Below are 25,781 nucleotides of genomic sequence, written 5' to 3'. Positions count from 1 at the left end.
AGAATAAAAATATAGGGCCTAAGACAGCGATTAATAGTAAAAATCTGAATGTTAATTTCATTATGTTAAGAATTTTTGCTTGGGTGGTAATTCAATCAGTGCAATAATTAAACCAGTCAGTTAAAATGCTTATATTTATAATACCGATTATTTAATACATATAAGACCAATCCAGTTGAACAATTCATTTAAATCATAATCGCCACTATGAGGAGTTTCCCAAGGAAAAGCTAAATCTACGTCATAACCTGAATTCTGCAATTTTGTAGCTAAAATTACCGGTATGGCCAGCGATCCGTCTTTATCTATAGTACCATGACGAATGCGCCAGTGAGGAGCTACCTTTACTTTAGAATCCATGATAAAATACATAGGATTCATCATTTTAATAATGGTTTTATCTGCCATTTTTGCTTTTTTAGTCCCATGTCTTAAAGAATAAGATGTGAAATGCCTTGCACTATCTGATTCTGTACCAAAAAGATCATTTTCTCCATTTTCAAGATTTAACCCGTCAAAAGCAGGCGGTAGTTTCATTCGTTGAGTATATTTTACATAAGCTTTAAAATCTAATCCGGTAACTTTTTTTTCCTGAATAGTAAGCCATTTAAATGAGCTTAAATCAGCACCTTTATCCAGCTCTTTTTGTGCTGAAGCTTGTATATAAGAAGCTACCAGATTTCTGAAACTTCCCTCTCCATTTTGATTTAGTTTTACTATATTTCCTTTCTTGTCTTTTAAATTTAATGAATTAATATAGGCTGGAAATAAAGATTTTAATTGAGCTGAAATAGCTATTTCTTTTTCAGAGAGAACTCCTTCCACCATTTTTCTCTCCATCCGAAAATCAATCATCTGCGAAATTTGCATTTTTTTATATTCTTTGACATCGCCAAACTGCCATTCATAAGCAGCATCGGCATGATCTAGATTTGTTATCGGACAGTAAGCAGACACGGCAAAAATAGCATCGGAAGCATCCGCAGCCCCAAGATCTTTAAGATAGGGTATAAATTCAATAGCATCTCCTGTCCCTCCCAACAGTACAGACATGGCTCCACCCGCGCTGGTTCCATTGGAAATAATTTTGCGTGCATCTCCAGGCATATTCTTGTCATTATACGCTAGATATCGAACTGCTGCTTTTAAATCCACAATATCAGCCGGTGCTTTTCCATAGTATTTTCCCTGTTCATTTTTTAATGATCTTCCTCTTGCTCCGGGGTAGGCAACAATCAGTCCATGAGATAATGCAGTTAAAGCAGCATTGGGTTTACCACTCCGTTGATCTATTGACGGAGTTCCTGGTTTAGCCGGCATATACCCTCCTACATTGTTGGGTAAAAAAATAGGAGCATTGTTTTGATTATACTCTCCCACCGATTTTCCTTTATAATATTCTATCGGAACATAAAAATTAAGACTTTGGTAAGTTATATCTACCGGATTTTTAACATAAACAATATTTTTATAAGCTCTGAAATACAAAGTTTTGCCTTCAACTTTTGCGGAATCCAAGGTGTAATTTTGGGAATTAAATTCCAAAGAATATGTTTTTTGCTGTGCATTAGCCGTAATTAAAGCTAAAGGTAATATAGCGAGTATATTAAATAATTTTTTCATTAATTGATTTTTTATTATTTCAACATTTCCTGTAAAAACATGATTGTATGCAACCAGGCACGATGAGCCATTACAGGATTATAGTCTTGAGATGCTGGATTGGTAAAAGTATGCTTACTGTGGGCATAGTATATCATCTGCCAATCGGCTTGCGCTTCATTCATTTCTTTCATAAGATTCTTAATATCTTCTTGTGAAACGGATTCATCGTCTGCCGGATGCTCGATGAGTATGGAAGCTGATAATGCTCCGTTAGGTCTGTCGGGAGACTTTCCTAATCCCCCGTGGATAGAAACCACTCCTTTTACCGGAAGCTGAGCACGTGCTGCTTCCAGAGCTCCTGTACCACCAAAGCAGTATCCGATTACTGCCAGACGGGAAGCATCTGCACCTGCCTTTTTTAGCTGTTCCAAAGCCAATTGAATTCTTGTTTGATAAGCTAAAAAATTGGTTTTATAACTGCTGCTTATTTTTGCTGCCTCAGCAAATGAAGAAGGAGTATTTCCTTCACCGTAAATATCAGCAATAAACACTTTAAAACCTTTTCGAGCCAGATCTAAGGCTGCAGTTTTTGCTTCCTCATCTATTCCCATCCATGCAGGAAGTATAAGTACACCCGGTTGATGAGCACCCGTATTATCTGTTATTAATCCTTTAAGCTTCTGATTACCATCTTGATAATAAATGGGTTTTAATTCCTGTGATTGTGCTGTATGCAATAAAAAAAGACTACTTACAGCTATTAGCATAGCTCTTATTTTCATATTTAAGGTTGTATAGGTTGATATTATAAACTAAAGAAGTTGTAATTATATTACTATTTGAAAGATAAAAGTTACAATTTAAAAATATAACTAAAAAATATTTTTTTGTTTATGCTGGTATTAGTATTATCTAGATTACCCTAATTTTTACGAATAGTATTATTTTAATTTGTTTAAAAATCAGTCTCTTATCTTTTATATGCAAATTAAATTTAAATCGGTTGTATGGATTGCGTAAATTTTTTTTTGGTTGCGTAAGTGAAAAAATTAAAATATTTATATATTTGCATAACTGGTTATGTAATTAATTATATAGTTATGAATTTATTTGAAAAAACAGGAAAAATGGCACTTAGCAGCCGATTACGATTATTGACTTCTCAGATTACCGAAGATGCTTCCCGGGTATATCAGCTTTATGACATCGGGTTTTCACCTAAATGGTTTCCTATTTTTTTCATACTTGTTGAAGAGGGTGAAAAAACAATTACTGAGATAGCTCAGGAAGTTGGTCATTCTCAACCCTCAGTTACTAAAATTGTAAAAGAAATGGCTATAGCCGGATTAGTTGAGGATAACAGAAATTCAGCAGATAAAAGAAAAAATATGGTAGCACTTACTGAGTTGGGAAAAGAAACTTCTGAAAAAATCAAACCATTGTATGAAGATGTGGGAGCTGCGGTTGAAAGTCTGATTAATGAAGCAAACCATAACTTATGGGAAGCTATGGAAGAATGGGAGTTTTTACTAAAGCAAAAAACATTGCTGAGAAGAGTTCAGGAATTTAAGAAAAAACGTGAAAGCCTCAAAGTACAGGTAGTTTCTTATGAACCCAAGTATCAAAGGGCATTTAAAGAATTAAATGAAGAGTGGATATCCCAATATTTTAAAATGGAAGCAAATGATTATAAATCGCTGGATCATCCGGAGGAATATATTATTAATAAAGGGGGAAAAATTTTAGTGGCTCTTTATGAAGGTAAACCTTTGGGGGTATGTGCACTAATTAAAATGGATGATCCTGAGTATGACTATGAAATGGCAAAAATGGCAGTGTCACCTTCTGCACAAGGTAAAAACCTGGGCTGGCTTCTAGGACAGGAAATTATACGTACTGCCATAGAACTGGGCGCTTCCCATCTTTTTCTGGAAAGCAACACCCTACTTAAACCAGCTATTAATTTATACTATAAAATGGGATTTCAAAAAATAGTCGGGCGACCTTCCCCGTATGAACGAGCTAATATTCAAATGGTTTTAGATTTAAAAAATTTTACCAGTAAATAAATAGCATGGAATTAAAACAAAAATACACGATTGATAATACTACTTTTCAAGATTGGGATCTAATTTTAGAACTGTTGGATAAAGCTATAAAAAATAAGAGAAAAGACGGGTATAAAGTTTGGAATCAGATAGATGAGTCGGGAATAAAAAATGATATAGCAAAAAAATTACAATATAAAGTAAAAATAAAAGAACAAGTATCAGGAATATTTTAATTCAGTTTAATGATCCTTTTATCTGGAGAGAAAGAGATTGTGATAAGGCCATATACTTACATCGTATTGTGGCAAATCCTGATGTCAGTGGTCAAAAATTTTTTTAAACAGTACTAAACTGGGTCATGCTGTATGCTAAAAATAATAAAATTGATAATATCCGAATGGATACGTGGGCTGATAATCAAAGATTAATTGAATATTATAAATCTTATGGTTTTCAATTTGTTGAAAACCATAAAACACCAAATGAACCTGAATTACCTATCCAAAATCGTAATTTAGAGATTATCCTTTTAGAAATAGATTTAACAAAAATAGATGAAAGTTTATAAAATAATTAGATAGATTTATATTCTGAATATTTGTATTAATTATAAATATGCTCTGAAAAAATCAGTTAGCTTTTCTGTTACCTGTTCCACATATATTTCCTGATCGTATAAATCTACATGGCTGGCACCTTCAACAATATAGAGTTCTTTGGGTTCATTGGCTTTTTCGTAAGCGTTTTCGCTAAAATATATTGTATCAGCTAAACTGCCAACAATTAATAATAAAGGTCGCGGTGACAGGGTATCTAATAAATTAAATGCCTCCCAGGCTATAAATCTGTCGTTACCCGTATAAAGATATTTGTTGTGTGAATTAGGATGTGCTGCTCTGGATGTACAGTAATATTCATAGGCTTCCCTCTGAATTATAGGAGTATCATCGTCAAAATCTGCTTCAGAATCGGGTACATATCCAACAAAAAGTGGCTTTTCTCCACGGGCTTCGCGTGTTCTTTGCAGGGCTACCTCTTGAAGAATTTCATTCCGCTGTTGTTTTGTCCATTTTCTGGCAAAACCATTTCTCTGACTATCTCCTACATCCCAGGTACTGATTCCTGCAACTGCTTGTATTCTGTACTCGGTTTGTGCAGTGTTGATAGCATATCCAGCTCCTGCACAAATTCCCATAGCCCCTATTTTATTTTCATCTATATAGGGTAAAGTGACTAAAAAATCTACTGCACAACGAATATCTTCTACTCTTTTTGCCGGATCATCCAGATATCGTGGCAACCCTTCACTTTCTCCCTGATGGGATGCATCAAAAGCTAAACTTATAAATCCATTTTCAGCTAGTTTTTTTGCATATAAACCGGCAACCTGCTCCTTTACTCCGTTTCCCGGATGAGATATAATAATTGCTGCAAATTTTTGATTGTTGTCAAAATCTAAGGGAAAATAAAGTTCTCCAGCTAATTTTAAAGTTTGATTTTTAAAAAAAATTTTTTCTTTGTTTATGGTTTCCATTTTTTCCATTTGTTAGATTGGTATTTTTGAATTAGTTTAATTTAATAAATTTGTTTATTCATTATCCAGCATGGTTTTTCAAAATTAGTAAGACTCTTAAAATAATATTTTGCTGTATAGCTCAATTTTTTTGATTCTAAAGTTCATTTAGGTAAGTAATATTATAATTTTAAATGGTTATTGATTTTTGAGCAGCTCGTTGATCTGTCAACTTTTAAAATAGTTTTTTTTGACTCACAGATATAATAAAGAAAATAAAGTTTTTTATAATCAGTATTTAAATATCCCGGATATAATATATATTTGCAAAGGATATTAAAATATTTACTCATGTACCAACAATTTGCTTCCAACACTCCCCCGCCATCAGCATAAAGGCTGAATAACTCATATATAATAATACTTACCTTACAGTTGCATAATTGTGCAAGCTTAGAAGTTCGTTATTCTCAATTCTCAAGGTTGTTTAGCCTCTTATCAGACTCAAATTTATAAACTTTTAAATTACAATCTTGAAATGAAAAATTTTAAATATATCGCTTTGGTACTGGCAGGAGCCTCTATGTACGGTACTATGTCTTCTTTTGTTAAATTATTTTACTTACGTGGTTATTCAATTGCAGAAATGTCTTTTTTACAGGCTTTATTTGCAGCGATTTTTCTGGGATTTGCTCTTATATTTTCTTCTGATAAAAGAAAATTAAAATTATCCAGAAAAGAATTGATTTCTTTAGCTGCTACCGGAGCAACCATTGGGTTAACTACATTTTTATATTATCAATCGGTGAAGTATATTTCTGCATCACTTGCTATCGTATTGCTTATGCAGTTTACTTGGATAAGCCTGTTATTGGAATGGTTATTTTTCAAAAAAAAACCTGCCGGAGCTGAAATGATAACCATTTTATTTGTTTTAGCAGGTACTGTATTAGCAGGAAATCTTTTAAAAGCAGAGAAGATAGATTTTTCCTGGATCGGAATAATTTTAGTATTAATATCTTCATTTACCTATGCTGTTTACATTGTTGCAAACAGTCGGGCGGGTGTAAATGTTAACTGGCTTCCAAAAAGCACACTTTTGATGGTAGGTTCTGCAATTACGATATTTTTAATTAATGCCCGCCAGATTTGTGTTGAAACTCATTGGAGTTCTGAATTGTTACTTATAGCTCTTTTTCTTGCTGTAATAGGAACAACTCTTCCTACTGCTTTTTTTGCAGCCGGAATTCCAAAAATTGGAGCAGGAATAAGTGCTGTGTTAATGACAATTGAACTTCCGGTTGCTGTTATTTGTTCTTCATTATTGTTAAAAGAACCTATCAGCTTTCTGCAAATTATTGGAATTTTAATTATGTTAGGCTCTATAGCTTTCATGAATTATTTTAAGTACATGAAAAATAAAAGAAATCATTTAACCTGAAATTAATTTTCTAATTTCTTTATAAAAAAAGCGGGTTGAATTTTCAACCCGCTTTTTTTATAGCTTAAATTTTATTTATTCACCAAATATTTTTACTAATTCAGCATCTAAAGTCTCTGGCTCTTCACCTACCAGACGTGCAATAATTTTTCCTTCGGGATTGATGAGAATCTTGGTTGGAAAGGCTATAATACTGTATAAATTAACAACATCATATTTATTTTGATCTTCATTATTTAATATCTGAGTCCATACCAACCGATCTTCTTTAATAGCATTCAGCCAATCATTTTTACCTGTACTGCTTTCCTGAGCAATGTTAATAAATTGTAATCCTTTAGGGGAATATTTTTCATAAAGTTTAACTAAATGCGGGTGAGATTGCCTGCATGGCATACACCAGCTACCCCAAAAATCAATCAAGATATATTTTCCTTTATAATCACTTAGTTTAACAAGCTTTTCATCTTTATCTTTTTTCTCAAAATAAGGAGCCTGCTGATTAATCGCTGTTTTTTTACTGTTCTCTATGTATTCGGATATTGATTTTCCTAATTCTGAATTTTTTATAGAGGAATCTAATTGATTATACTTTTGCTCAAATTCCTCAAAAGAAAGTTCGCCGATTAAATTTTGCAAAAGGAAAAGTGAAACATAGCTGGAAGGATTTGCTTTGATAAAGTTACTTTGTTTATCTGTTATCTTCGATAGAATATCTTCCTGTTCTTTATTAAGTTGAGTTAATTGAACAGAATCTTTAGTACTTAGAAATTTATCGTGTTTTTCCATTAAATCTTTTTCCAGAGTACCCTTGTCAGTCAAATACTTCATATATTCAGTATTGGTTTTACCTCCTGACAATTTAACTATTGGCCATTCTTTGTTGTCAAAACTTAAAGAAACTCTTTCTCCGTTTTCTGCAAAAAAATAAAAAGGTGATGAAGGTATAACACCATCCCCTACTTTTAATGATTTACTTTCATCCAGATTCATTAATGATAATACTGAATATTCAGGAACTTTAATATCAATTTCTCCTTTTCCGTTTTTCAAAATTATAGTTTCCTGTTTAAATTCATCTCCTTTATTCCAAACCAATACCAATGAATCTGAAGGATAATTTTTTGCCTCAATTATTATTTTGCATGTATCTTTTGCTACAGGTTCCTTAGGCGAACATCCTGTAATGATAAGCATGATCAGTAGTGTAAGTGATACTAGATTTCTCATAAATTTTTTACTTCTTTTGAATTATTTCTTATTATTTATTTTTCTTCTAAACTATTATTTAAGTATTTTATTGTTTCAGTTAATTTGACCTTTTGTAAGAATAATTCTTGATATTATATATTATGTTCTGGGTGAATAATAAATAATGCAAACTCCAATCAATGATACTAATGCACCTATAATATCATATTTTGTTGGTGTATACTTATCAAAAATATAAGCCCATAGTAAAGATAAAACAATGAAAAAACCTCCATATGTAGCATAAACCTTAGCAAAATTTGATTCTTGAAATGTAGCTACAATACCGTAAAGCACTAGTATGATTCCTCCTGCTAATGCCCAAATCAATGATTTTCCTTCCTTTAAACTTTGCCATATAAGATAACCACCACCAATTTCACAAATTCCGGCTAATATAAATATAAGAACAGATTTTAAAACCATACTTTATTTTAAATTTAATTTCATCATTATATCTGTCTGTTCATCGTCACCTAAACGAAAAATGTGTTTATCAAATTCTATAAAACCATTTTTTTTGTAAAAAGCAATGGCTTTTGGATTTTCTTCCCATACACCCAACCATATATATTCGTAGTTTTCTGTTTTTGCAATTGATAAAGCTTTTTCAAAAAGTAACTGACCAATTTTCATTTTCTGATATCCCTGTAAGATATAAATTCTTTCAATTTCAAGACTATTAGTATTTTTAATTTCTGTTTGTGCTTTTGAACTATTAATTTTCAGGTAGCCGACCATCTTATGTTCAAATTCTGCAAAATAAAACTCAGATAAAGGATTTTCAAGTTCACTACGTAATTTATCTATACTAAAGTTTTCATTTAAATAATTTTGCATATCTTCTTTAGTATTAAAACTTTCAAATGTTTCATAAAAAGTTTTTTTTGCTAAATCCTGTAGTATTTCAATATCCGTTAGCTCAACTTTTCTAATGGAAACTGTATTCATATTTTTGGTATTTTATAATTTCAAATTTAATAATTAATATATACAATAAGCTAAAATTATTGATTAACATTTTTTTACGTTTTATAAATAGAGAAAAGCTGTTATTTTTGATAACAGCTTTAAATATAAATAGATAATGTAATTTTATTTTATGGTTTTTCTTCAGCAATAATAATTTCAATGCCTAAGTCTTTAATGTTATGATAATCATTGTCACTAATGTGAGCATCCGTTATTAATACATCTATACATTCTATATCAACAATTTTGCTAAAACCTCGTTTTCCTATTTTAGAAGAATCTGCTAATAATATAACTTTTTCCGAATTTTCTATCATCATTCTATTCAATTCCACTTCCACAGTTGTAGAAGTTGAAATTCCAAATTGTAGATCAATTCCGTCAGCACCAAAAAACAATTTTCCTGAGAAATAATTTTTAATCATTTGTTCGGAATAAATACCAACGGCTGCTCCCGAAGATAACCTAATATCTCCTCCAACCTGCATAAGATTTATGTCGGATTTATTTTGTAGAATTACTGAGGTATTGATAGTAGCAGATAGTACGGAAAGGTTCTGAATTTCTGAATTTACAATTTCAGTTGCGAGGTACTGAGTCGTTGTACCCGGCGCCAGGCTTACAAAATCCTGATCATTAATTAAATTAAGAGCAGCCTGGGCAATAAGCTGTTTTTCGGATATATGAATTTTTTCCTTGCTTAAATTATGAGTTTCTCCTACAATAATACTATCCTGACAACCTACAACTCCTCCATGTTTACGACTAACGAGACCTAAATTTTCCAGATATCGTAAGTCTTTTCTTATAGTTGCTTCAGTAACCTGAAAGGTGTTAGCCAAATCAATTACAGATAAATAACTATTTGAAGAAAGAACTTTAAGTATTTTTTGCTGCCTCAGATTATGTATATTATTATCTTCCATGGAACAAATATAAATTATATATAGGAAAGTCTTATTTTACTCTATAATTTGTTTAACATTTTCTAATTTTCTGTATTTATCATACGCTTTTAAATAAAACTCACGGTTTTCGTTTCTTGGTGTATAAATTTTATAATCTTTTACACCTAATTGATCCTGAGCTGTTTCTAGATCAGGATAATATCCGGCAGCAACTGCTGCACACATAACTTCTCCCAATGCAGGACCCTGAATAACATTTAAGACTTTGATGGGCATTTGTAAAACATCTGACATGATCTGCATTACAAATGGTGATTTTTGAGAAATTCCCCCGACAGCAATAATTTCCTCCACTTCAATTCCGTGTTTTATAAATTGATCAGCTATAGCTTTAGTGCCGAAAATAGTAGCTTCTACTAAGGATTTATAGATTAAAGGCGCTGTACTTGATAATGTAATTCCTGCTAATGTCCCCTTAAGATTGTAATCTACATCAGGTGTTCTTCTACCATTTATCCAATCAGTAGCAATCAGGCAACTTTCATCATTGCCCGACAATTTTGCCTGTCTGGCCAGATTAGGAATAAGTTCATCATAAACATCTTTATAAATTTTTTCTTTCAAATCATCATCAATATAAGGCAGTTTATTAAAAATTTCAACAAATGGCCACAAAAGAACCCTCCGGAACCAGGCATACAAATCTCCGAAAGCGGCTTGCCCTGCTTCATACCCAACTAAACCAGGAATAACTGCATCATCTGCCTGTCCTGTAATTCCAGGAATACTCCGGTTGTGTTTTTTTCCTGCCAGTACTGCACACGTTGAAGTTCCAACAATTTCGACCATTACTTTTTCCCTTACTCCTGCTCCTATAGCTCCTGCAGTAGCATCCATATGGCCTGCGGCAACAATTACATCTGTGTTAAGGTTTAGTCTGGATGCCCATTCTTCACTTAAAGTTCCTATAGGTGAGACACATAAATATACTTCTTTAGAAAAAGTATCAACTATTCCATCTAATACAGGATCTATAGATTTAAAATATTCGTTGGGCGGATAGCCACCCCATTCTTTATTCCATAAAGCTTTAAATCCTGCTATTGATATATTTCGTTTGAGTTCTTCCGGCTTTTTTATACCCACTAATAAATTAGGTAGCCAATCGCAATTTTCAACAAAAGAATGAGCTTCTTTCTTTATTTTGGGATTTCTGAAGATATGAAGGCATTTGGCCCAAAAATGTTCAGCTGAATAGTTAGCTCCTCCACCACTATATTTTGTGTAATCTAATTTTGAAGTTTTTGCATGACGGTTAATATCATCACAATCCTTTATAGCAGTATGATCTTTCCATAAAATAAACATAGCATCCGGATCTTCTTCAAAACCTGGTTTCATAGACAACGGAGTGCCTTCTTTATCAACCGCAATTGGTGTACAGTTTGTTGCATCAATACCCAGTGCTTTTATTTTTGTACGAGCTTCAGGTACTTTTTTAACAATGTCATTAACTACAAATTCAAGAACTTCAAGATAATCCAACGGATGCTGTCTGAATTGAGACTGTGCCGGATTACAATATAATTTTTTTTTCCATCTTGGATATATCATTGAAGATTCTGCAATTTCTTTCTTAGTTTCAATATCTACTAGGATGGCTCTCATGGATTCTGTTCCATAGTCAATGCCTAAGATTAAATGATCGGATAATTTCATGATTTATAATTTTTGAGTTTTAGTTTTTATTGCTAAGATAACCGGAATCAAAAAGTTCATCTACCCATTGTTCCAAAAGTCCTATACGATATGCAAGATCTAAAATAGTATATCTGCTACGTATTTTTTGTCCCCTAAAAAAGGTTTCTTTTAATTTTTCTCTAGTTATTCCTATTTCTTCGCACTCTGTAGGAGCACCTACTTTTAGTAAACGTATTTTAGATTCCTGATAAGGAATCAACTGTTTTTTTAATTTTTCCTTAGTTGTCGGCCAACTGTTTTTTAGTCGTATAAGCTGATCTTTTAGTTCTTCTTTGGTTACATGTTTGTCTGTAACCTGTTGTATAACAAAGTCTAGTATATCAGAGTTTTCATACATTTCTTTTACTCTGTTAATTTCTTCATCTAATGAATGCCATTGTTCAGTTAAAGAATCAATATTTAAATTTTCAACCGGAGTTTCTAACAATTTTTCATAAAGTGCTATAACACATAAAGTATTAATTCCTACTTTAAATCCGTGCGAAGGAGCTTGTGTATCTTTGTTGGGATATAAACCAAATTTTTGAGCCATATTTCCGCTAAAAGTATGATGTTCATTATCCCAAAGGTGACTGAATTGATGATCTGCTCCCGATCCCGGACGCGTCGATTTCATGTATTGTATGGCTAGTCCTCCGAGCATTAATCCGTTTGTTAATGATTCTATTGCTTTTCTATCACCGTTTTTAGCACCTTCAGGGTCAGATAACGCTTCATGTAGTCCATTTTGAACAATACCCCATGCTATTTCGTCAATTGGTTCTACCCCTATTTTGGGATGATCGGGATTACTGATAGCATCTGCCAGAATCCAGTCAGCACCACCGGCGACTTTGGCAAATAAATCTCCGTAACCGGAGGCTGTTAATAAACTAGGAGCTTTTCTGATAATTTCTATATCTGCAAACAGTGCTTTCGGGGCAGGACAGGAAAATGTTACTTTAGAACCGTTTTGAGTTATTGATGCACCATAAGCAGAATAACCATCCATTGAATCTGCCGTGGCTACGCATACATATTCACGTTCCAGCTCAAAACTTGCTCTTTTAACTAAATCGTTTATTACTCCCGAACCTACGGCGATAGGAATCAGATCGTCTTTTTTCAAAAAATCTCTGATTTGATCGACAAATCGATACTCAGCATATAAATCCGGATCTGTAATAATATAAGATTGGCTTCCTTTTAAATTATTTTTTTCCAGTATTTGTTCAATTTCACTACCCGCAGCTTTAAAGGTATTGGGATCTGCGATTATAACAGCTTTTTTTTCTGGAAAAAGTTGTTTTATAATTTCCGGAATTTTCGGAAGAATGTCTGAGCCGATTACCAGACTTTGGGTTTGTGTTGCATAAGTAAGTGCAGAATTTATTTTATTTAGGTTCATTTTGTTAAAATATTTTTTCGTTTACGAAACAAATTTAAAAAAATATATGTAATTTTGAATAAATAATTTCGATTTTTAAAAATAAAATTTCACAAATGAAAAATACTTCATACTATATTGAAAAAATTTTGTTGGAACTTGAAACCAGCCGTTATAAAATAAATGATGAAGAAATTAATCAATTTATCAGTTATATACTTAACGCAAATCGTATTTTTTTATCTGGAGCCGGAAGATCGGGTCTAGTTGCCAGGGCTTTTACCAATAGGCTCATGCATTTAGGACTTGAAGTAAGTTTTATTGGAGACATAAATACACCTCATACAAAAGAGGGAGATATTTTGATTATAAATTCAGGATCCGGGGAAACTTCCAGTCTGGTTATGCTTGCACAAAAGGCTAAAAAGTTAAATATGGCTGTTTTATTGAATACTGTAAATCCAAAATCATCTTTATTTGACTTATCGGATGCAGCTATTGTTTTACCGGGATCTAAGAAAGACTCAGATACAGAAGCATCATTGCAGCCTATGGGATCTTCATTTGAACAACTGAGTTTTATTTTGTTTGATGCTATTGTTTTGAATTTGATGAAAAAATTGAATGAAACGGGAAAAACTATGTATGAGCGACATGCAAATTTGGAGTAGCAGATATATTTTGTGTAAATTTTTTTAGCTGATAAGTACTTTTATGCATAAAAGTACTTATATTTGCTAGAGATAAAATTACAATGAAAATAACTGTCGTATTTTTTACTGTTGTATTTAATTTACTATTTCAAAATTTTGTTTTTTCACAAAATATTATCAAAGGAAAAGTTATTGATCATAAAAATCTTCCTCTTGTTGGTGCTAATGTTTTCATTGAGGGTACGTTAGATGGTTCAACCACAGATTCAGACGGAACATTTACATTTTCTACCTTACTTACCGGTGATACGATATTAGTTGTTAAGCATCTTTCAAAAGAGGATATCTGGCAACCGGTATTTATTGAAAAAAATATGCCTCCGTTTTTATTAAAAATGAAAGATCCTATTTTGTCATTAGATGAAATAGTTATTACTGCAGGGAGTTTTGGTATAGGGGATAAAAATAAATCGGCAGTATTAAATACTATGGATGTAGAAACTACTGCAGGTACAGACGGAGATATTACAGGCGCCTTACGCACTCTTCCAGGTACTCAGGTAGTTGGAGAAAGCGGACAGCTGTTTGTGAGAGGAGGAAGCGGTGATGAAAGTAAAGTGATGATAGACGGATTGAATATTCCTAACCCTTATACATCTGGAGTTCCTGATATAGCTCAAAAGAGCAGGTTTTCTCCTCATTTATTTAAAGGGATTATTTTTAATACCGGCGGTTATTCTTCCCAATACGGAGGCGCTTTATCGTCTGTACTAAATCTCGAAACCAAAGATCATCCATCTAAGTCTTCCTCCGTAATTGCTTTAGTTCCCTATGCGATTCAAGGCGGACATACTTTTTTAAATAAAAATAAAGACTTTTCAGGGGGAATTGATATCAGCTATTCCAATTTTTCTACTTATTATTCCATAGTTTCTCAGTATACAGACTGGATAAAATCACCTGAGGGGGCAACTGTTACTGCTAATCTTAGAAAAAGTACAAAAAATAATGAAATGTTCAAATGGTACGGCTATGGAAGTATACAAAAACAATCTCTTTTAAGTCCGGATTATGATTTGCCGGATCATTTCATTCCATATAGTATTAAAAATGCAAATGCCATCTCTTTATTGACCTACAAAAAGAAGTTAAATAATTCATGGGACATTAATGCCGGTTATGGATTTAATTTTAATAGAGACAAAATTAATAACAATCAAACTCTGATTGAAAACTCAACTTACCAACATCAGCTCCGGTTTTCTGTAAATGGAAAAATATCAGATAGGTTTAAACCTAGTTTCGGGGCTGAAGGATTCTATTTTAGTGTACATTTTGATACGACGAATATAGGACAAAAAATACATCATTCTAATTATAGTTCAGGTATCTGGGCAGAAACTGATATAGTTATAATGCGTAATTTTATTTCCCGCCCGGGAATACGAGCAGAATATGATGAAACTTTACATAAATTTATATTTTTACCCCGTCTATCGTTTGCTTATCGTACAAGTAAATTTAGTCAGATAAATATTTCTGCAGGTGAATATTCACAAACTCCTGAGTTTTTATACTCATATTATGGAAAAGAATTAACTTTTACAAGAGCTTTTCATTATATCGCTAATTATCAGTACACTAATCAAAAGAGAATTTTAAGAATGGAAGGGTATTATAAAGATTATCGTAAATTAATAACTACCGCTCCGGAAATTGGAAATCATGGATTTGGATATGCGGGTGGTCTGGATCTTTTCTGGAGAGACGGTAAATCCATTAAAGGTCTGGATTACTGGATTTCATATACCTGGCTGAATACGGAAAGAAAATACCTGGATTATCCCAACAAAGCCATGCCTACTTTTGCCTCGTCTCATACGGGACATCTTGTGGTCAAATATTTTATTGAAAAACTGGGACTGTTTGTGGGTACTTCTTATTCTATAGCTTCCGGAAGACCTTACTATAATCCATCCAGTCCAATATTTTTAAATGATCGAACTCCTTTTTATCATAATGCAAATTTTAATATAGCCTTACTAAGAAAATGGGGGAAAACTTTTAACACTTTTGTTTTTGCTGTGAATAACATATTGGGAAATGAGCAGGTTTTCGGATACAGGTATTCAAATGACGGCACAAACAGACAAAGCGTTACCCTTCCTTATAAAAGAAGTTTTTTATTAGGCTGGTTCATCAGTATTGGGCAAAACCGATCAGATGAAATTCTTAATCAATTACCTTAACGTAAATTTTAAAATAATCCTATATAAAATGAAAAGAAAAATTTTTATTACTCTGATTTTATCCCTGTTTTTGTTTAATGCTCATTCGCAAAGCAAAATGGAAACTATGATTGAAGAACGTATTGCTATTCTGGATACTGTTCGTTCAAAAGAAACTTTGGTTAAAGTAGCTAATGAGTTTGAGCGGATGTCTCTGATAGACAAGACCGATTGGTTAATCCCTTATTATACAGCTTATTCCTATATTAATATAGCCAGCCTTAGTAAACCATCTGAAATTGAAGCTTATTGTAATCGGGCAGAAAATTATATAGCTCTAGCTGAAAAACTAAATCCTGATGCTTCAGAAATATATGCATTGTATGCTTATCTTTACGGGATAAAGGTTAATATTGATCCAATGGTTTTAGGTGCTGAATTAGGCAAAAAAAGTGCTGATTATGTAAATTTAGCTTTAAAAGCCAACCCAGAAAATCCTCGTCCTTATCTGATTCGTGCATTTGGTATTTATTATACGCCTAAAGCTTTCGGAGGTGGAGAGGAAAGAGCTATTCCGGTACTAAAGGAAGCCTTACAAAAATTTTCAGATTTTAAGCCTGTAAACAGGATAGCTCCTCACTGGGGAGAAAATACTGCTCAGGAACTATTAAACAGTTGTTTAAATAAGTAAATGATGCAAAATAAAAAACAGGAAGCCAAAGAAAAAATAAATTATATATACCAGGTACTGCATAACGTAAGCTATGCTGAAAGAAAAAACGGATTTCATTATATAGTATGGGGTACAGCTATATCTATAGCAATGATTTTACATTTTATTTTTTTAGTGAGCGGATATTCTGATTTTGCTTTATATTTCTGGATTATTATTACCGTAATTGCAACATTTCTTTCCATCTCATTTTATTTAAAAGAAAAAAAGAGTAAGAAAGAAAATTCTCAATGGGAAAAAAATACGCATTTTATTTCTCTTATATTTCATTTTTTCTTGTTTCTTGTTCTGGTTATACTTCAACAAACTCATATACCTCCTTTACCTATGATATTTATGGTTTACGGTTCGTGGCTATTAATTAGTGGTAATTATTTGAGATTCAAGCCTCTGATATTAGGAGGAATGCTAAATTGGATCATGGCTTTAGCTGCAGTTTATATTGCTCTTCCCTATCAGCTGCTTGCGGGAGGTATCGTTTGTTTGTTTAGTTATACATTACCAGGATATTTATTAAACAGAAGAATTATTAAGAATGTTTAAAGACTTAGATCCTTTATTACATAATTCTCAACTTCGCTTGGGGATTGTTTCTATATTGGTAGCGCTAAAACAGGCTGATTTTTCTTATTTATGTGAACAAACTCATGCCAGTGAAGGAAATTTGAGTATACAATTAAAAAAATTAAAAGATGCGGGCTGCATAGAGATACATAAGGGATATAAGGGCAATTTCCCGTTAACAACCTGCAAAATTACGGATATCGGTCTTCAAAGATTTAAAATGTATATTGATTCATTAAACAGCTATATAGATTTTAAAGAAAATTAGCATCCAAAATTAATAATTCATCAGGTAAAATTATATTCTTTCCCAGTTTATAATTTTACCTGTTTTTATTGTTTTTTTTATGTCTATTATGCGTTGATTGCTACTTCCTTTAAACATTAATTTTTTATCATTGTATTCATCCACGTATTTACCGTCAACTAAAACATCTATAAATGGAAGTATCTGAGCTAATTTTTTAGATTTAGCTATTTGTTCGTAAACAAATCCTGTATAACACCAAATATTCTTATTCGTTTCTAATTTTATTTTTTCACTCAGCTCTCTAAATCCCTGAACCTGAATTAACGGGTCGCCACCTGTTAATGTAACGTGTGCAAATTCATTTTTTTTAATAATATCAATTAAATATTCAATTGAATAGCGTGTACCTTCATTTTTATTCCATGATTGAGGATTATGGCAGTTATAGCATTGGTGTATACATCCGGCTGCATAAATTGCCGTACGAAATCCAGGTCCGTCAACGGTGGTGTCGTATACAATGTCTAAAACTAATAAATCAGTCATGAATAACCCGGTCTTTTAGCTCTGATAATTTAGCATGATTCCATCTATTGGTTGTACCAACCAGATATCCTGTTATACGTTGTAAACAGTCTATGTGAATGCTTCCACATTCCGGACATTTTTCAAGTTTGTCATCTGCATTTTCATGACCGCAATCCAGACAACGATTTCTATTATGATTGACAGAGACATATCCCATATTATATTTATCCATCATATCTACAACAGTCATTATTGCCTCAGGATTATGAGTGGCATCTCCATCAATTTCAACATAAAATATATGTCCTCCCCGTGTCATTTCATGATAGGGAGCCTCAATTGTCGCTTTGTGATGAGCACTGCATTTATAATATACAGGAACGTGATTGGAATTTGTATAATATTCTCTGTCTGTAACCCCGCTGATGATTCCAAACTGTTCTTTATCTTTACGGGTAAAACGTCCGGACAATCCTTCGGCGGGAGTAGCAAGAACGCTATAATTATGTTTATATTTTTGAGAATATTCCTCAACTTTTTTCCGCATATGTGAAATAATTTCCAATCCTAATTTTTGTGCGTTTTCATCTTCAGCATGATGCTTTCCTATTAAAGCAACTAAAGCTTCTGCGAGTCCAATAAAGCCAATTCCTAGTGTTCCTTGATTAATTACGTCTTCAATGGTATTTTGGTCTTTTAGTTTTTCAGTATCTTTCCATAAAACAGACATTAATAAAGGGAATTGACGTGGTGCTGCTGTTTTTTGAAATTCGAATCTTTGATGAAGCTGAAGAGCTGTTAAATCTAATATTCGGTTTAAAAATGAGTAGAAATAAGTTATTCTTTCCGGTATATCTTGAATATTTTTACTTTCTAATGCTATTTTTACCAGATTGACTGTTGAAAAAGATATGTTTCCCCGTCCTATTGATGTCTTTTCACCGTATAAATTTTCAAAAACACGTGTTCTGCAACCCATGGTTGCCGTTTCATATTTGTATCGTTCGGGATCATCTTCTTTCCATTTTTGATGTTGATTAAAGGTAGCATCTAAATTGAGAAAATTAGGAAAAAAACGTCTAGCACTTACTTTACAAGCTAGCGTATAGAGATCGTAATTCTTATCCTCCGGTAAATAACTAACTCCCCTTTTTTTCTTCCAGATCTGAATGGGAAATATAGCCGTAGCTCCATTTCCAACGCCTTCATAAGTACTGTTCAACAATTCACGAATAATACATCTGCCTTCTGCCGAGGTGTCTGTTCCATAATTTATGGAACTGAAAACTACCTGATTTCCTCCTCTTGAATGTATTGTATTCATGTTGTGTATAAAAGCTTCCATTGATTGATGAACTCTTCCTACTGTTTTATTGATAGCATACTGAACTATTTTTAATTCACCTTCTAAACTTTCTAAATCTTTTTTAATATACTCACTGATGGGATAAGAATATAGATGTTTATAATCTTTTGTATTTAATTGTTCTATATTTTTAATTTCTTCAATATAACTTCTACGGACATAAGGTGCCAGATAAAAATCAAAAGCAGGAATAGCCTGTCCACCGTGCATTTCATTTTGTGCTGTTTCTAATGATATACAGCTAAGCATACTTGCGGTTTCAATGCGTTTTGCAGGTCTGGACTCTCCGTGACCTGCAAAAAAACCATATTTGAGTATTTTATCTAACGGATGCTGTACGCATGTTAAGCTTTTTGTGGGGTAGTAATCTTTATCGTGTATATGTAAGTAATTAGACTCTACAGCTTCTTTAACTTCCTGATTTAAAAGATATGAATCTGTAAATGGCTTGGTTGATTCACTTGCAAATTTCATCATCATACCTGCTGGTGTGTCAGCATTCATATTAGCATTTTCTCTGGTTATATCATTTGATTTTGCTTCTATGATTTCAAGAAAAATTTGCTGAGTTTTTGCTTTTCTGACTATACTCCGCTTATTTCTATATGAAATAAATTTTTTTGCAACATCTTTTCTCGAACTTTTCATTAGTTCAATTTCAACTATATCCTGAATTTGTTCTACAGATATTTCTTCTTGTTTTAATTGAGATATAGAATTTGCGATTTCTTCTATCAAGGAATAATTTACACCTTTTTCTGTCTGTAGCATTGCCTTTCTTATAGCCTCAACTATCTTTTCTTTATTAAAATCTACCATCTTACCATTTCGCTTAACTACTTGCTGAATCATAATAAAATTTTATATTACCAACTGGATTAATAATTTTAAAATAGATACTTTAAAGAGATTTTTATTCTGAAACTATTCGAACTTGTTACGGACTCCTATTTATAAATATGTTTATATAATTAATCCATAATTATATAAACATATTCAATAATAAATATCTATTCTACTATAGGTGACTACAAATGTACTCTGTTTAGAATTATGAAAATCTTTGGGCAGCACAGAGTTATTAACTAATTTTTAACTGCCTGTTAAAAATTAACAATTTTAAAATATAATATTAATTAAATATAAAATTTCAATTATACTTAAATAGTTGAAATAAATTATTCGTTATTTGATTATTGATAAATTTTCACAAAAAAAATTTCACAATGTATTAAGATTCAATCGTATATATATTTAAAAACTAATTTATCAAATTATAATATAAATATAAATTATATTTTAATTTAACAACATAAATTATGATTTTAAGTAATTATTATGTATAAATAATATGATTTATGTATATTTTAGTAATAAATTTGCGAAAATAAATAGAATTACTACTTTTACCACGGAAAAATACAATATACAACTTATCAAAAAATTAATTATGCAACAATTATCTCTCAAACCCGCTCATTCTAACTCATTAATCTACTTATTTCAATCAATATTAATCTAATTTTTTAAATAGCTATGTCTTTTTTATAGATACTAATTAAAATAACAAAATAAGATAAATAATATTTTTATATTGAAATAATAGGAAAAATATTAATATATAAGATAATATTAATATATATTAATTTATTGTTACTCTTTATTTTTATTTTATTAGAAAATATCTGGCTTATTCTTTTATTTTTTAAAATTAATGGATTTATTTATGTTTCTAAATAAAAGTTTTTAAAAAATAACTTGTTTATAAGATATATACTTGATTAAAAGTGAAAATACACATTCAAAAAAAATTTAATCTTGTTAAATATTATTATGTAATCATCATTAATTTACTGAGATACAAAATAACTTAGTTTTTTTTTAAATAAAGGCTGGTAATTTTTACTTAATCATATAAAAATGACATAAAATTAGTTTTTTTTTAATAATTAAATGTAAAAAAAGTATTAAAAGAAAGCATGAAGCTTTCAAGACTATTAAAACAACAACCTCTAAATTAAGAATATTTTATCAATGAAATACTTACAACTTTTGGGAAGTATAACTTTTTTATGCTGTTTTACTTCGCCTTTTCAGGCACAAATGACTATTGGTACTAGTACTAAAGCTGCCAACGGATCTCTTTTACAATTGAAATCATCTGAAGTTAATGATGGTTCCTCAAATGCTGAAAAAGGATTACTTCTACCTCGTGTAGAATTGGTTGAAATAGATAAAGCAATTATGAAAAATGCTAGCAATCAAACAGATTTCAGTTCAGCTAAGGATGCTAATACGGGTATAATTGTTTACAATTTAACAGATAATACGGTTAGCGAAAATGATGTTAACAGACAATTATGCGTAGGTCCTTATGTATGGGAGGGTTCAGTATGGACACGTTTATGGAGTCCTTGTACTCAAGCCAATCAATTTCATTTAGACTGTCAGAATCTTTCAGTTTCAGTTTCTACAGGAATAGCTACTCAACTATCCGAACAAATAAGTTACAGTCAATCCGGAAACCCTATATCTTTAATTAATAATCAAAGTATTTTGGTTTCTCCGGATGATGGTAAAGGATTAGACGTACAGATTGATGGAGATCAGACATTAAATGGTACCGGAACAGTTTCCATTAAAATTGTTGGTACTTCTAATTCTACTACAGACTATATTATCCCTGTACAAATTGAAAATTCGCTATGTGAAATTCATATCGTTATATCTCAAGTACAGGAATCTTTACGTGTTAATCCAACCTTAATAGAACTAGCCAGCGGACAGGATCTAAGATCGGTAAATAATCAAATATTTACTATTACCTGGCAGTCAACTACAAATACACCAACTATGGCTATGCCGGCTGCTCCGTTTAGTTTATCTGCTGATCAAATTGGAAGCTCACCCTCTTCCATACAGGTTTCAGCTGATTCTATGACAGACAAAGAAATAGAAAATAATCCGTTTTTATATAAAAACTCATCTTCCTTAGTTCAGTTAGGAAGCAATTCAGAAACGGTTAAATTTATTCAGCAAAATTATGCGATTGTTCCTAGCTTAACCAGCTATACGGTAACTATTGTCAATGCTACTAAATCTTTAATCATTCCTGTTGCTTCTAATGTTGTCTGGAATTCATCAGTAACCAGTGAGTCAGCGTCTGTAAAAAGCATTACGGTCAGTGGTGGTACAGAACTTACCGGAGGTACTTCAGCAACAAGTAACTTAGTTGTTGAGTTAAATCGTCCTTCAGCAGATAAAAATGTAATCATAACTTTAACAGATGCAAATGCTGATCCAAAAGCGAAACCGGTTACTATCACCATAAAAATTATTAATGGTTCAGAAAGTAAAAATCTGGGAACTGCAGGCTGGTGGACAGCTGCTAACACTGTAGATGATGGAGGTGCTAATTGTAGTTCTGGATCTAGTCATCCGCAATCTGATCCTCCTTTGGCCGGATCCTGCAGATCTATAGGATCAGGATGGAGATTGCCTACTTTAGCTGAGCTAAAGGCTATGAATATCCCTAAAGATAACTGGAGTTTTATTATAGACGGATACTGGTCAAATCAATCCGGACCTGGTTGTACTTCTGCTATTTCATGGGAACGTGATAATAATGGGGCCGGAGGTACTCCAAGTGGAGAATTCAAACAAAGTGTTCGTGTTAAATCTAACCGATTAAAAGTACGATGTGTTTACGATGCTTCGCTGGATAAGTAGCAGTTAGCAATGAAATAATTATTTTATATATACTTTTGAATTAGAAAAAGGATAAAAACTGTAAATGTTTTTATCCTTTTTTTTAATTGAATTTTACCAATAAATCTAATTCACTCTCTTTTTTGTGATTGATTTTAGTAACTATCTGCTCCATATATATTTCTTCTGCTTTGCTTACCCAATTATGATAACTTGTATCATGAGTTGAATAAGTATTTATAAAATTCAACAGTTTTGAAATGTCAAATGTATTGGCTGAAATACATTTTCCTGTTGATACTGCATCGTGCGCATTTATTTTCTGCTCTATATGTACAGGTATGACCATTACCGGTTTTTTCAGATAAAAAGATTCACAGATTGATTCAAATCCGGCTGTAGATATATAGCCTACACATTCTGTCATATATTGTATAAACTTCTGATCATTTAAAGTGTAAAATGTTAAGGTTTGGTCAATCTTCACTTCTTCTGGAACGTTTTTTTTATCCCAAAATATTTTAAGGTTTACCTCGGGATTTTTTTCATGCCAGCTCCGTATCTCTTTTTCAAACCCTTCGTTTAACAGATATCCGAGAATAAAAGTACCCTTAGTGCTTCTTCCATTCCTGACCTCTTTTCTTAGTAAAGGGGGGACTACTTTAATCTTTTTATTACCCATTTTATCATCTACGGGATAAAATGATAAAGCCAGGATTTTATCTGCTTGCAAACCTGTCATCCAAGCATGAAAACGAAGAAAAATAAAATTTGACTTTAATTTATTTTCTTTGTATTTGTCACTTAAATAATTAAATAAATATTGATGCCCAATAGTAACTAATTGATTGTTTTTCCCGTAAATCAAGTGAGTAAACCCGGTAAGCATTTCATAAAAATTAATAACCACATCGGGCTGAAACTCCTGAATACTTTTACGTATTTTTTTTATACTTCGTATATATTCCATCGTTTTTAGTGGATTTGCATTGTAAAGTACAGTTTTTAACCAATTAACCTTTTTTTTATCTTTTTTAAAAATAAACGAAGGACTTTCTATAACTTCAACTTCACTACCTATTTTACGAATGAAATATTCAGGGACTTCTCTCTGATGGCTCATACCTATGATTACTTTACCAATTTCATGTCCGTTTTTTCTAAGCATTTCAGATAAGACCAAAGCCTGGGTCATATGCCCTCTACCCTCTCCTTGTATTGTAAATAAGTATTTCATATTATTTGCAAGTAGTATTCTTCTTCAAACTCATTTACAGGATCTTCAAGATTTATATAATCTTCCGGCTTATAATAATATAAACTCCAATTGCCCTGATAATCTTCTGTTAATGCTGATAATGATTCTACCCAGTCACCAGAATTAAGATACAATATTTCATTATATTTTTTTATTTCAGGGTGATGAATATGTCCACAGATTACTCCTTTGCATTTTTTTGCTCTTGCAATATCTACTATATGTTTTTCAAAATCACTGATATATGAAACAGAGAGTTTTATTTTATTTTTAATTTCTTTAGATAAAGAATAATAGGGTAATCCTTTTTTTAATCTCTTTTGATTATAAACTTTATTTACCCATAATAAAAACGTATAGCCTACATCTCCTAATTTAGCCAGCCAGCTAAAACGTGAAGTTACTTTATCGAAAACATCACCATGTAGAATATAATATGAGTTTTCGCCACTAGTGTATAGATAATCCCTTACAATTTCAATATTCTGAAATTTCATGGGAACTACTTTATCCAGAAAATCGTCGTGATTTCCTCGTAGGTATATTATTTTGGTTTCATGTTGAATATCTAATATAAGCTTAATAAAATCAGTGTATTTTCTTTTCCATTTACCTTTTTTTCCTCTCATTATATTCCATCCATCAATAATATCACCACATAAGATAAGAGTGTCGCAGGTATTGTGTTTCAGATAACAAATTACTTCATCGGATTTACACCATTTTGAACCTAAGTGTAAATCAGAAATAACAATTGTTTTATGATGTTTCTTTTTATTCATTTATTAGTGCTTTGTATCTTCATCAAAGAAATAAAAGAATAATTAACAAGTTGTTACTTACTGATTAAGAATAAATTAAATAATATAAAAAAAATTATTGAGCTGTGAGATTAGTAACCGGAGTTTTTAAGTCATGATAAAAAAGTATTTTCCAGTTATATAGTAATGCTTCCTGCTTCCAGTTTATCCGTTGTTGTTTGGCTTTTTTTCCATCAAAATCAGATTTATAAGCAATGTCATAATTTAAATAAGCTGATGTAGGTAAATTATCAGCACCGTAAAAAGCTATAGTATCTGAATTTTTAATCCAAAATGCCTGGTGATAAGGAGTATGTCCTCCGGTTACCTGATATTTTATATAATCATTTATATACCCTGAGTCAGCATTAAGCCAATGCACTGCAGAATTGTTTTTTAATGCTTCTATTAATTTAAAATCATATGATAAGCTTTGTTTTTGTGAATTTGCATATTCAAATTCTCTTTGCTGAACATATATTGTAGCTTGGGGAAAATTTAATAAAAAATAATTGTTTTGTATTATACCTAATCCTCCGATGTGATCTTTATGTAAATGAGAAATTAATATCTTGGAAATTTCAGATGATTGTATGTTTAACTTTTTTAAGAGATGCAAAAAAACCGGTTTGTCATCATATAACCAGCCTAAGCCACAATCCAGCATAATATATTCATTATGTACCTTAATTAAAAAAGGCTGAATCGCAATCCTTAAATCATTAGAGTTTTCTCCTTCTTCTAATAAACGAAACTCTTTTCTTTTATTTACGAAAAAATCGCCTTCTTTCAATGGTATAATTTCCATAACATTAAAAAATTTTA

General features: G+C 31.7%; 24 protein-coding genes. 10 read left to right on the top strand and 14 right to left on the bottom strand.

Annotated elements, in window-relative coordinates; all coding sequences use genetic code 11:
• Window positions 1-147: 147 nt before the first annotated feature.
• The gene (locus EOV51_RS11670; protein ID WP_128152705.1) at window positions 148-1,623 is read right to left on the bottom strand and encodes a subtype B tannase; all 1,476 of its coding nucleotides are present in this window, start codon (window positions 1,621-1,623) and stop codon (window positions 148-150) included.
• Between the two features lie 14 nt (window positions 1,624-1,637).
• The gene (locus EOV51_RS11665) at window positions 1,638-2,387 is read right to left on the bottom strand and encodes a dienelactone hydrolase family protein (RefSeq protein WP_181951001.1); all 750 of its coding nucleotides are present in this window, start codon (window positions 2,385-2,387) and stop codon (window positions 1,638-1,640) included.
• A 318-nt stretch (window positions 2,388-2,705) separates the two neighbouring features.
• Between EOV51_RS11665 and EOV51_RS11660 the strand changes: the two genes are divergently transcribed.
• The 3 genes from EOV51_RS11660 (at window position 2,706) to EOV51_RS11650 (ending at window position 4,224) form a co-directional block, all read left to right on the top strand.
• Window positions 2,706-3,674 (top strand): bifunctional helix-turn-helix transcriptional regulator/GNAT family N-acetyltransferase, encoded by a 969-nt coding sequence (locus EOV51_RS11660; protein WP_128152704.1) that lies wholly within the window; start codon window positions 2,706-2,708, stop codon window positions 3,672-3,674.
• Between the two features lie 5 nt (window positions 3,675-3,679).
• Complete coding sequence (locus EOV51_RS11655; RefSeq protein ID WP_128152703.1) at window positions 3,680-3,889, top strand: hypothetical protein; 210 nt, start codon at window positions 3,680-3,682, stop codon at window positions 3,887-3,889.
• A gap of 125 nt (window positions 3,890-4,014) precedes the next feature.
• Window positions 4,015-4,224 (top strand): N-acetyltransferase, encoded by a 210-nt coding sequence (locus tag EOV51_RS11650; RefSeq protein ID WP_128152702.1) that lies wholly within the window; start codon window positions 4,015-4,017, stop codon window positions 4,222-4,224.
• A 39-nt stretch (window positions 4,225-4,263) separates the two neighbouring features.
• Here the strand turns inward: EOV51_RS11650 and EOV51_RS11645 are convergent, their stop codons facing one another.
• Complete coding sequence (locus EOV51_RS11645; protein WP_128152701.1) at window positions 4,264-5,199, bottom strand: alpha/beta hydrolase; 936 nt, start codon at window positions 5,197-5,199, stop codon at window positions 4,264-4,266.
• Between the two features lie 508 nt (window positions 5,200-5,707).
• Here EOV51_RS11645 and EOV51_RS11640 point away from each other — a divergent pair.
• Window positions 5,708-6,610 (top strand): EamA family transporter, encoded by a 903-nt coding sequence (locus EOV51_RS11640; RefSeq protein WP_128152700.1) that lies wholly within the window; start codon window positions 5,708-5,710, stop codon window positions 6,608-6,610.
• A 75-nt stretch (window positions 6,611-6,685) separates the two neighbouring features.
• Here the strand turns inward: EOV51_RS11640 and EOV51_RS11635 are convergent, their stop codons facing one another.
• The 6 genes from EOV51_RS11635 to EOV51_RS11610 all read right to left on the bottom strand — a co-directional run bounded on the left by EOV51_RS11635 (window position 6,686) and on the right by EOV51_RS11610 (window position 12,889).
• A complete protein-coding gene (locus EOV51_RS11635; RefSeq protein ID WP_128152699.1) occupies window positions 6,686-7,840 on the bottom strand; it encodes a TlpA disulfide reductase family protein in 1,155 nt (384 codons plus the stop codon).
• Between the two features lie 120 nt (window positions 7,841-7,960).
• On the bottom strand, window positions 7,961-8,287 hold the full coding sequence (locus EOV51_RS11630) for a YnfA family protein (RefSeq protein WP_128152698.1): 327 nt from the start codon (window positions 8,285-8,287) through the stop codon (window positions 7,961-7,963).
• A gap of 3 nt (window positions 8,288-8,290) precedes the next feature.
• Window positions 8,291-8,812 carry a GNAT family N-acetyltransferase gene (locus EOV51_RS11625; RefSeq protein WP_128152697.1) on the bottom strand — a complete coding sequence of 174 codons (522 nt, stop codon included), beginning with the start codon at window positions 8,810-8,812 and terminating at the stop codon, window positions 8,291-8,293.
• Between the two features lie 149 nt (window positions 8,813-8,961).
• Window positions 8,962-9,759 carry a DeoR/GlpR family DNA-binding transcription regulator gene (locus EOV51_RS11620; RefSeq protein ID WP_128152696.1) on the bottom strand — a complete coding sequence of 266 codons (798 nt, stop codon included), beginning with the start codon at window positions 9,757-9,759 and terminating at the stop codon, window positions 8,962-8,964.
• Window positions 9,760-9,795: 36 nt separating this feature from the next.
• Window positions 9,796-11,460, bottom strand: coding sequence for a ribulokinase (locus EOV51_RS11615; protein WP_128152695.1), 1,665 nt, complete (start codon window positions 11,458-11,460; stop codon window positions 9,796-9,798).
• Between the two features lie 19 nt (window positions 11,461-11,479).
• Window positions 11,480-12,889, bottom strand: coding sequence for a sn-glycerol-1-phosphate dehydrogenase (locus tag EOV51_RS11610; RefSeq protein WP_128152694.1), 1,410 nt, complete (start codon window positions 12,887-12,889; stop codon window positions 11,480-11,482).
• Window positions 12,890-12,984: 95 nt separating this feature from the next.
• Here EOV51_RS11610 and hxlB point away from each other — a divergent pair, with 95 nt between their 5' ends.
• From hxlB to EOV51_RS11585, 5 genes are all read left to right on the top strand, one after another.
• Window positions 12,985-13,539: a 6-phospho-3-hexuloisomerase gene (gene hxlB, locus EOV51_RS11605; protein WP_128152693.1), complete on the top strand. Its 555-nt coding sequence runs from the start codon at window positions 12,985-12,987 to the stop codon at window positions 13,537-13,539.
• Between the two features lie 83 nt (window positions 13,540-13,622).
• A complete protein-coding gene (locus tag EOV51_RS11600) occupies window positions 13,623-15,770 on the top strand; it encodes a TonB-dependent receptor (RefSeq protein ID WP_128152692.1) in 2,148 nt (715 codons plus the stop codon).
• 28 nt (window positions 15,771-15,798) lie between these two features.
• Window positions 15,799-16,440 carry a hypothetical protein gene (locus EOV51_RS11595; protein ID WP_128152691.1) on the top strand — a complete coding sequence of 214 codons (642 nt, stop codon included), beginning with the start codon at window positions 15,799-15,801 and terminating at the stop codon, window positions 16,438-16,440.
• A complete protein-coding gene (locus tag EOV51_RS11590) occupies window positions 16,441-17,025 on the top strand; it encodes a hypothetical protein (RefSeq protein ID WP_128152690.1) in 585 nt (194 codons plus the stop codon).
• On the top strand, window positions 17,018-17,314 hold the full coding sequence (locus tag EOV51_RS11585; protein ID WP_128152689.1) for a winged helix-turn-helix domain-containing protein: 297 nt from the start codon (window positions 17,018-17,020) through the stop codon (window positions 17,312-17,314). The genes EOV51_RS11590 and EOV51_RS11585 overlap by 8 nt, the downstream gene beginning before the upstream one ends.
• Window positions 17,315-17,344: 30 nt before the next feature.
• Here the strand turns inward: EOV51_RS11585 and nrdG are convergent, their stop codons facing one another.
• Both nrdG and EOV51_RS11575 read right to left on the bottom strand, forming a co-directional pair.
• Window positions 17,345-17,842: an anaerobic ribonucleoside-triphosphate reductase activating protein gene (gene nrdG, locus EOV51_RS11580; RefSeq protein WP_128152688.1), complete on the bottom strand. Its 498-nt coding sequence runs from the start codon at window positions 17,840-17,842 to the stop codon at window positions 17,345-17,347.
• The gene (locus EOV51_RS11575) at window positions 17,835-20,042 is read right to left on the bottom strand and encodes an anaerobic ribonucleoside triphosphate reductase (protein WP_128152687.1); all 2,208 of its coding nucleotides are present in this window, start codon (window positions 20,040-20,042) and stop codon (window positions 17,835-17,837) included. The genes nrdG and EOV51_RS11575 overlap by 8 nt, the downstream gene beginning before the upstream one ends.
• Window positions 20,043-21,224: 1,182 nt before the next feature.
• Between EOV51_RS11575 and EOV51_RS11570 the strand changes: the two genes are divergently transcribed.
• Entirely contained in the window at window positions 21,225-22,919 is a 1,695-nt protein-coding gene (locus EOV51_RS11570) for a hypothetical protein (protein ID WP_128152686.1), read from the top strand.
• Window positions 22,920-23,001: 82 nt separating this feature from the next.
• Here EOV51_RS11570 and EOV51_RS11565 read toward each other — a convergent pair whose 3' ends face one another.
• The 3 genes from EOV51_RS11565 to EOV51_RS11555 form a co-directional block, all read right to left on the bottom strand.
• Entirely contained in the window at window positions 23,002-24,135 is a 1,134-nt protein-coding gene (locus tag EOV51_RS11565; protein ID WP_128152685.1) for a glycosyltransferase family protein, read from the bottom strand.
• The gene (locus EOV51_RS11560; RefSeq protein ID WP_128152684.1) at window positions 24,132-24,938 is read right to left on the bottom strand and encodes a UDP-2,3-diacylglucosamine diphosphatase; all 807 of its coding nucleotides are present in this window, start codon (window positions 24,936-24,938) and stop codon (window positions 24,132-24,134) included. Before EOV51_RS11560 ends, EOV51_RS11565 begins: the two co-directional genes overlap by 4 nt.
• 94 nt (window positions 24,939-25,032) lie before the next feature.
• On the bottom strand, window positions 25,033-25,764 hold the full coding sequence (locus tag EOV51_RS11555) for an MBL fold metallo-hydrolase (protein WP_128152683.1): 732 nt from the start codon (window positions 25,762-25,764) through the stop codon (window positions 25,033-25,035).
• Between the last annotated feature and the right edge of the window lie 17 nt (window positions 25,765-25,781).

The sequence above is a fragment of the Apibacter raozihei genome, assembly GCF_004014855.1.
GTDB classification, from domain to species: Bacteria; Bacteroidota; Bacteroidia; order Flavobacteriales; family Weeksellaceae; genus Apibacter; species Apibacter raozihei.
This window is presented reverse-complemented; position numbering and strand designations above follow the sequence as displayed.

Bases quoted from the DNA above. Each gene is read 5' to 3' on its own strand.
- EOV51_RS11670 (WP_128152705.1), bottom strand. From the start codon at position 1,623: ATGAAAAAATTATTTAATATACTCGCTATATTACCTTTAGCTTTAATT.
- EOV51_RS11665 (WP_181951001.1), bottom strand. From the start codon at position 2,387: ATGAAAATAAGAGCTATGCTAATAGCTGTAAGTAGTCTTTTTTTATTG.
- EOV51_RS11660 (WP_128152704.1), top strand. From the start codon at position 2,706: ATGAATTTATTTGAAAAAACAGGAAAAATGGCACTTAGCAGCCGATTA.
- EOV51_RS11655 (WP_128152703.1), top strand. From the start codon at position 3,680: ATGGAATTAAAACAAAAATACACGATTGATAATACTACTTTTCAAGAT.
- EOV51_RS11650 (WP_128152702.1), top strand. From the start codon at position 4,015: ATGCTGTATGCTAAAAATAATAAAATTGATAATATCCGAATGGATACG.
- EOV51_RS11645 (WP_128152701.1), bottom strand. From the start codon at position 5,199: ATGGAAAAAATGGAAACCATAAACAAAGAAAAAATTTTTTTTAAAAAT.
- EOV51_RS11640 (WP_128152700.1), top strand. From the start codon at position 5,708: ATGAAAAATTTTAAATATATCGCTTTGGTACTGGCAGGAGCCTCTATG.
- EOV51_RS11635 (WP_128152699.1), bottom strand. From the start codon at position 7,840: ATGAGAAATCTAGTATCACTTACACTACTGATCATGCTTATCATTACA.
- EOV51_RS11630 (WP_128152698.1), bottom strand. From the start codon at position 8,287: ATGGTTTTAAAATCTGTTCTTATATTTATATTAGCCGGAATTTGTGAA.
- EOV51_RS11625 (WP_128152697.1), bottom strand. From the start codon at position 8,812: ATGAATACAGTTTCCATTAGAAAAGTTGAGCTAACGGATATTGAAATA.
- EOV51_RS11620 (WP_128152696.1), bottom strand. From the start codon at position 9,759: ATGGAAGATAATAATATACATAATCTGAGGCAGCAAAAAATACTTAAA.
- EOV51_RS11615 (WP_128152695.1), bottom strand. From the start codon at position 11,460: ATGAAATTATCCGATCATTTAATCTTAGGCATTGACTATGGAACAGAA.
- EOV51_RS11610 (WP_128152694.1), bottom strand. From the start codon at position 12,889: ATGAACCTAAATAAAATAAATTCTGCACTTACTTATGCAACACAAACC.
- hxlB (WP_128152693.1), top strand. From the start codon at position 12,985: ATGAAAAATACTTCATACTATATTGAAAAAATTTTGTTGGAACTTGAA.
- EOV51_RS11600 (WP_128152692.1), top strand. From the start codon at position 13,623: ATGAAAATAACTGTCGTATTTTTTACTGTTGTATTTAATTTACTATTT.
- EOV51_RS11595 (WP_128152691.1), top strand. From the start codon at position 15,799: ATGAAAAGAAAAATTTTTATTACTCTGATTTTATCCCTGTTTTTGTTT.
- EOV51_RS11590 (WP_128152690.1), top strand. From the start codon at position 16,441: ATGATGCAAAATAAAAAACAGGAAGCCAAAGAAAAAATAAATTATATA.
- EOV51_RS11585 (WP_128152689.1), top strand. From the start codon at position 17,018: ATGTTTAAAGACTTAGATCCTTTATTACATAATTCTCAACTTCGCTTG.
- nrdG (WP_128152688.1), bottom strand. From the start codon at position 17,842: ATGACTGATTTATTAGTTTTAGACATTGTATACGACACCACCGTTGAC.
- EOV51_RS11575 (WP_128152687.1), bottom strand. From the start codon at position 20,042: ATGATTCAGCAAGTAGTTAAGCGAAATGGTAAGATGGTAGATTTTAAT.
- EOV51_RS11570 (WP_128152686.1), top strand. From the start codon at position 21,225: ATGAAATACTTACAACTTTTGGGAAGTATAACTTTTTTATGCTGTTTT.
- EOV51_RS11565 (WP_128152685.1), bottom strand. From the start codon at position 24,135: ATGAAATACTTATTTACAATACAAGGAGAGGGTAGAGGGCATATGACC.
- EOV51_RS11560 (WP_128152684.1), bottom strand. From the start codon at position 24,938: ATGAATAAAAAGAAACATCATAAAACAATTGTTATTTCTGATTTACAC.
- EOV51_RS11555 (WP_128152683.1), bottom strand. From the start codon at position 25,764: ATGGAAATTATACCATTGAAAGAAGGCGATTTTTTCGTAAATAAAAGA.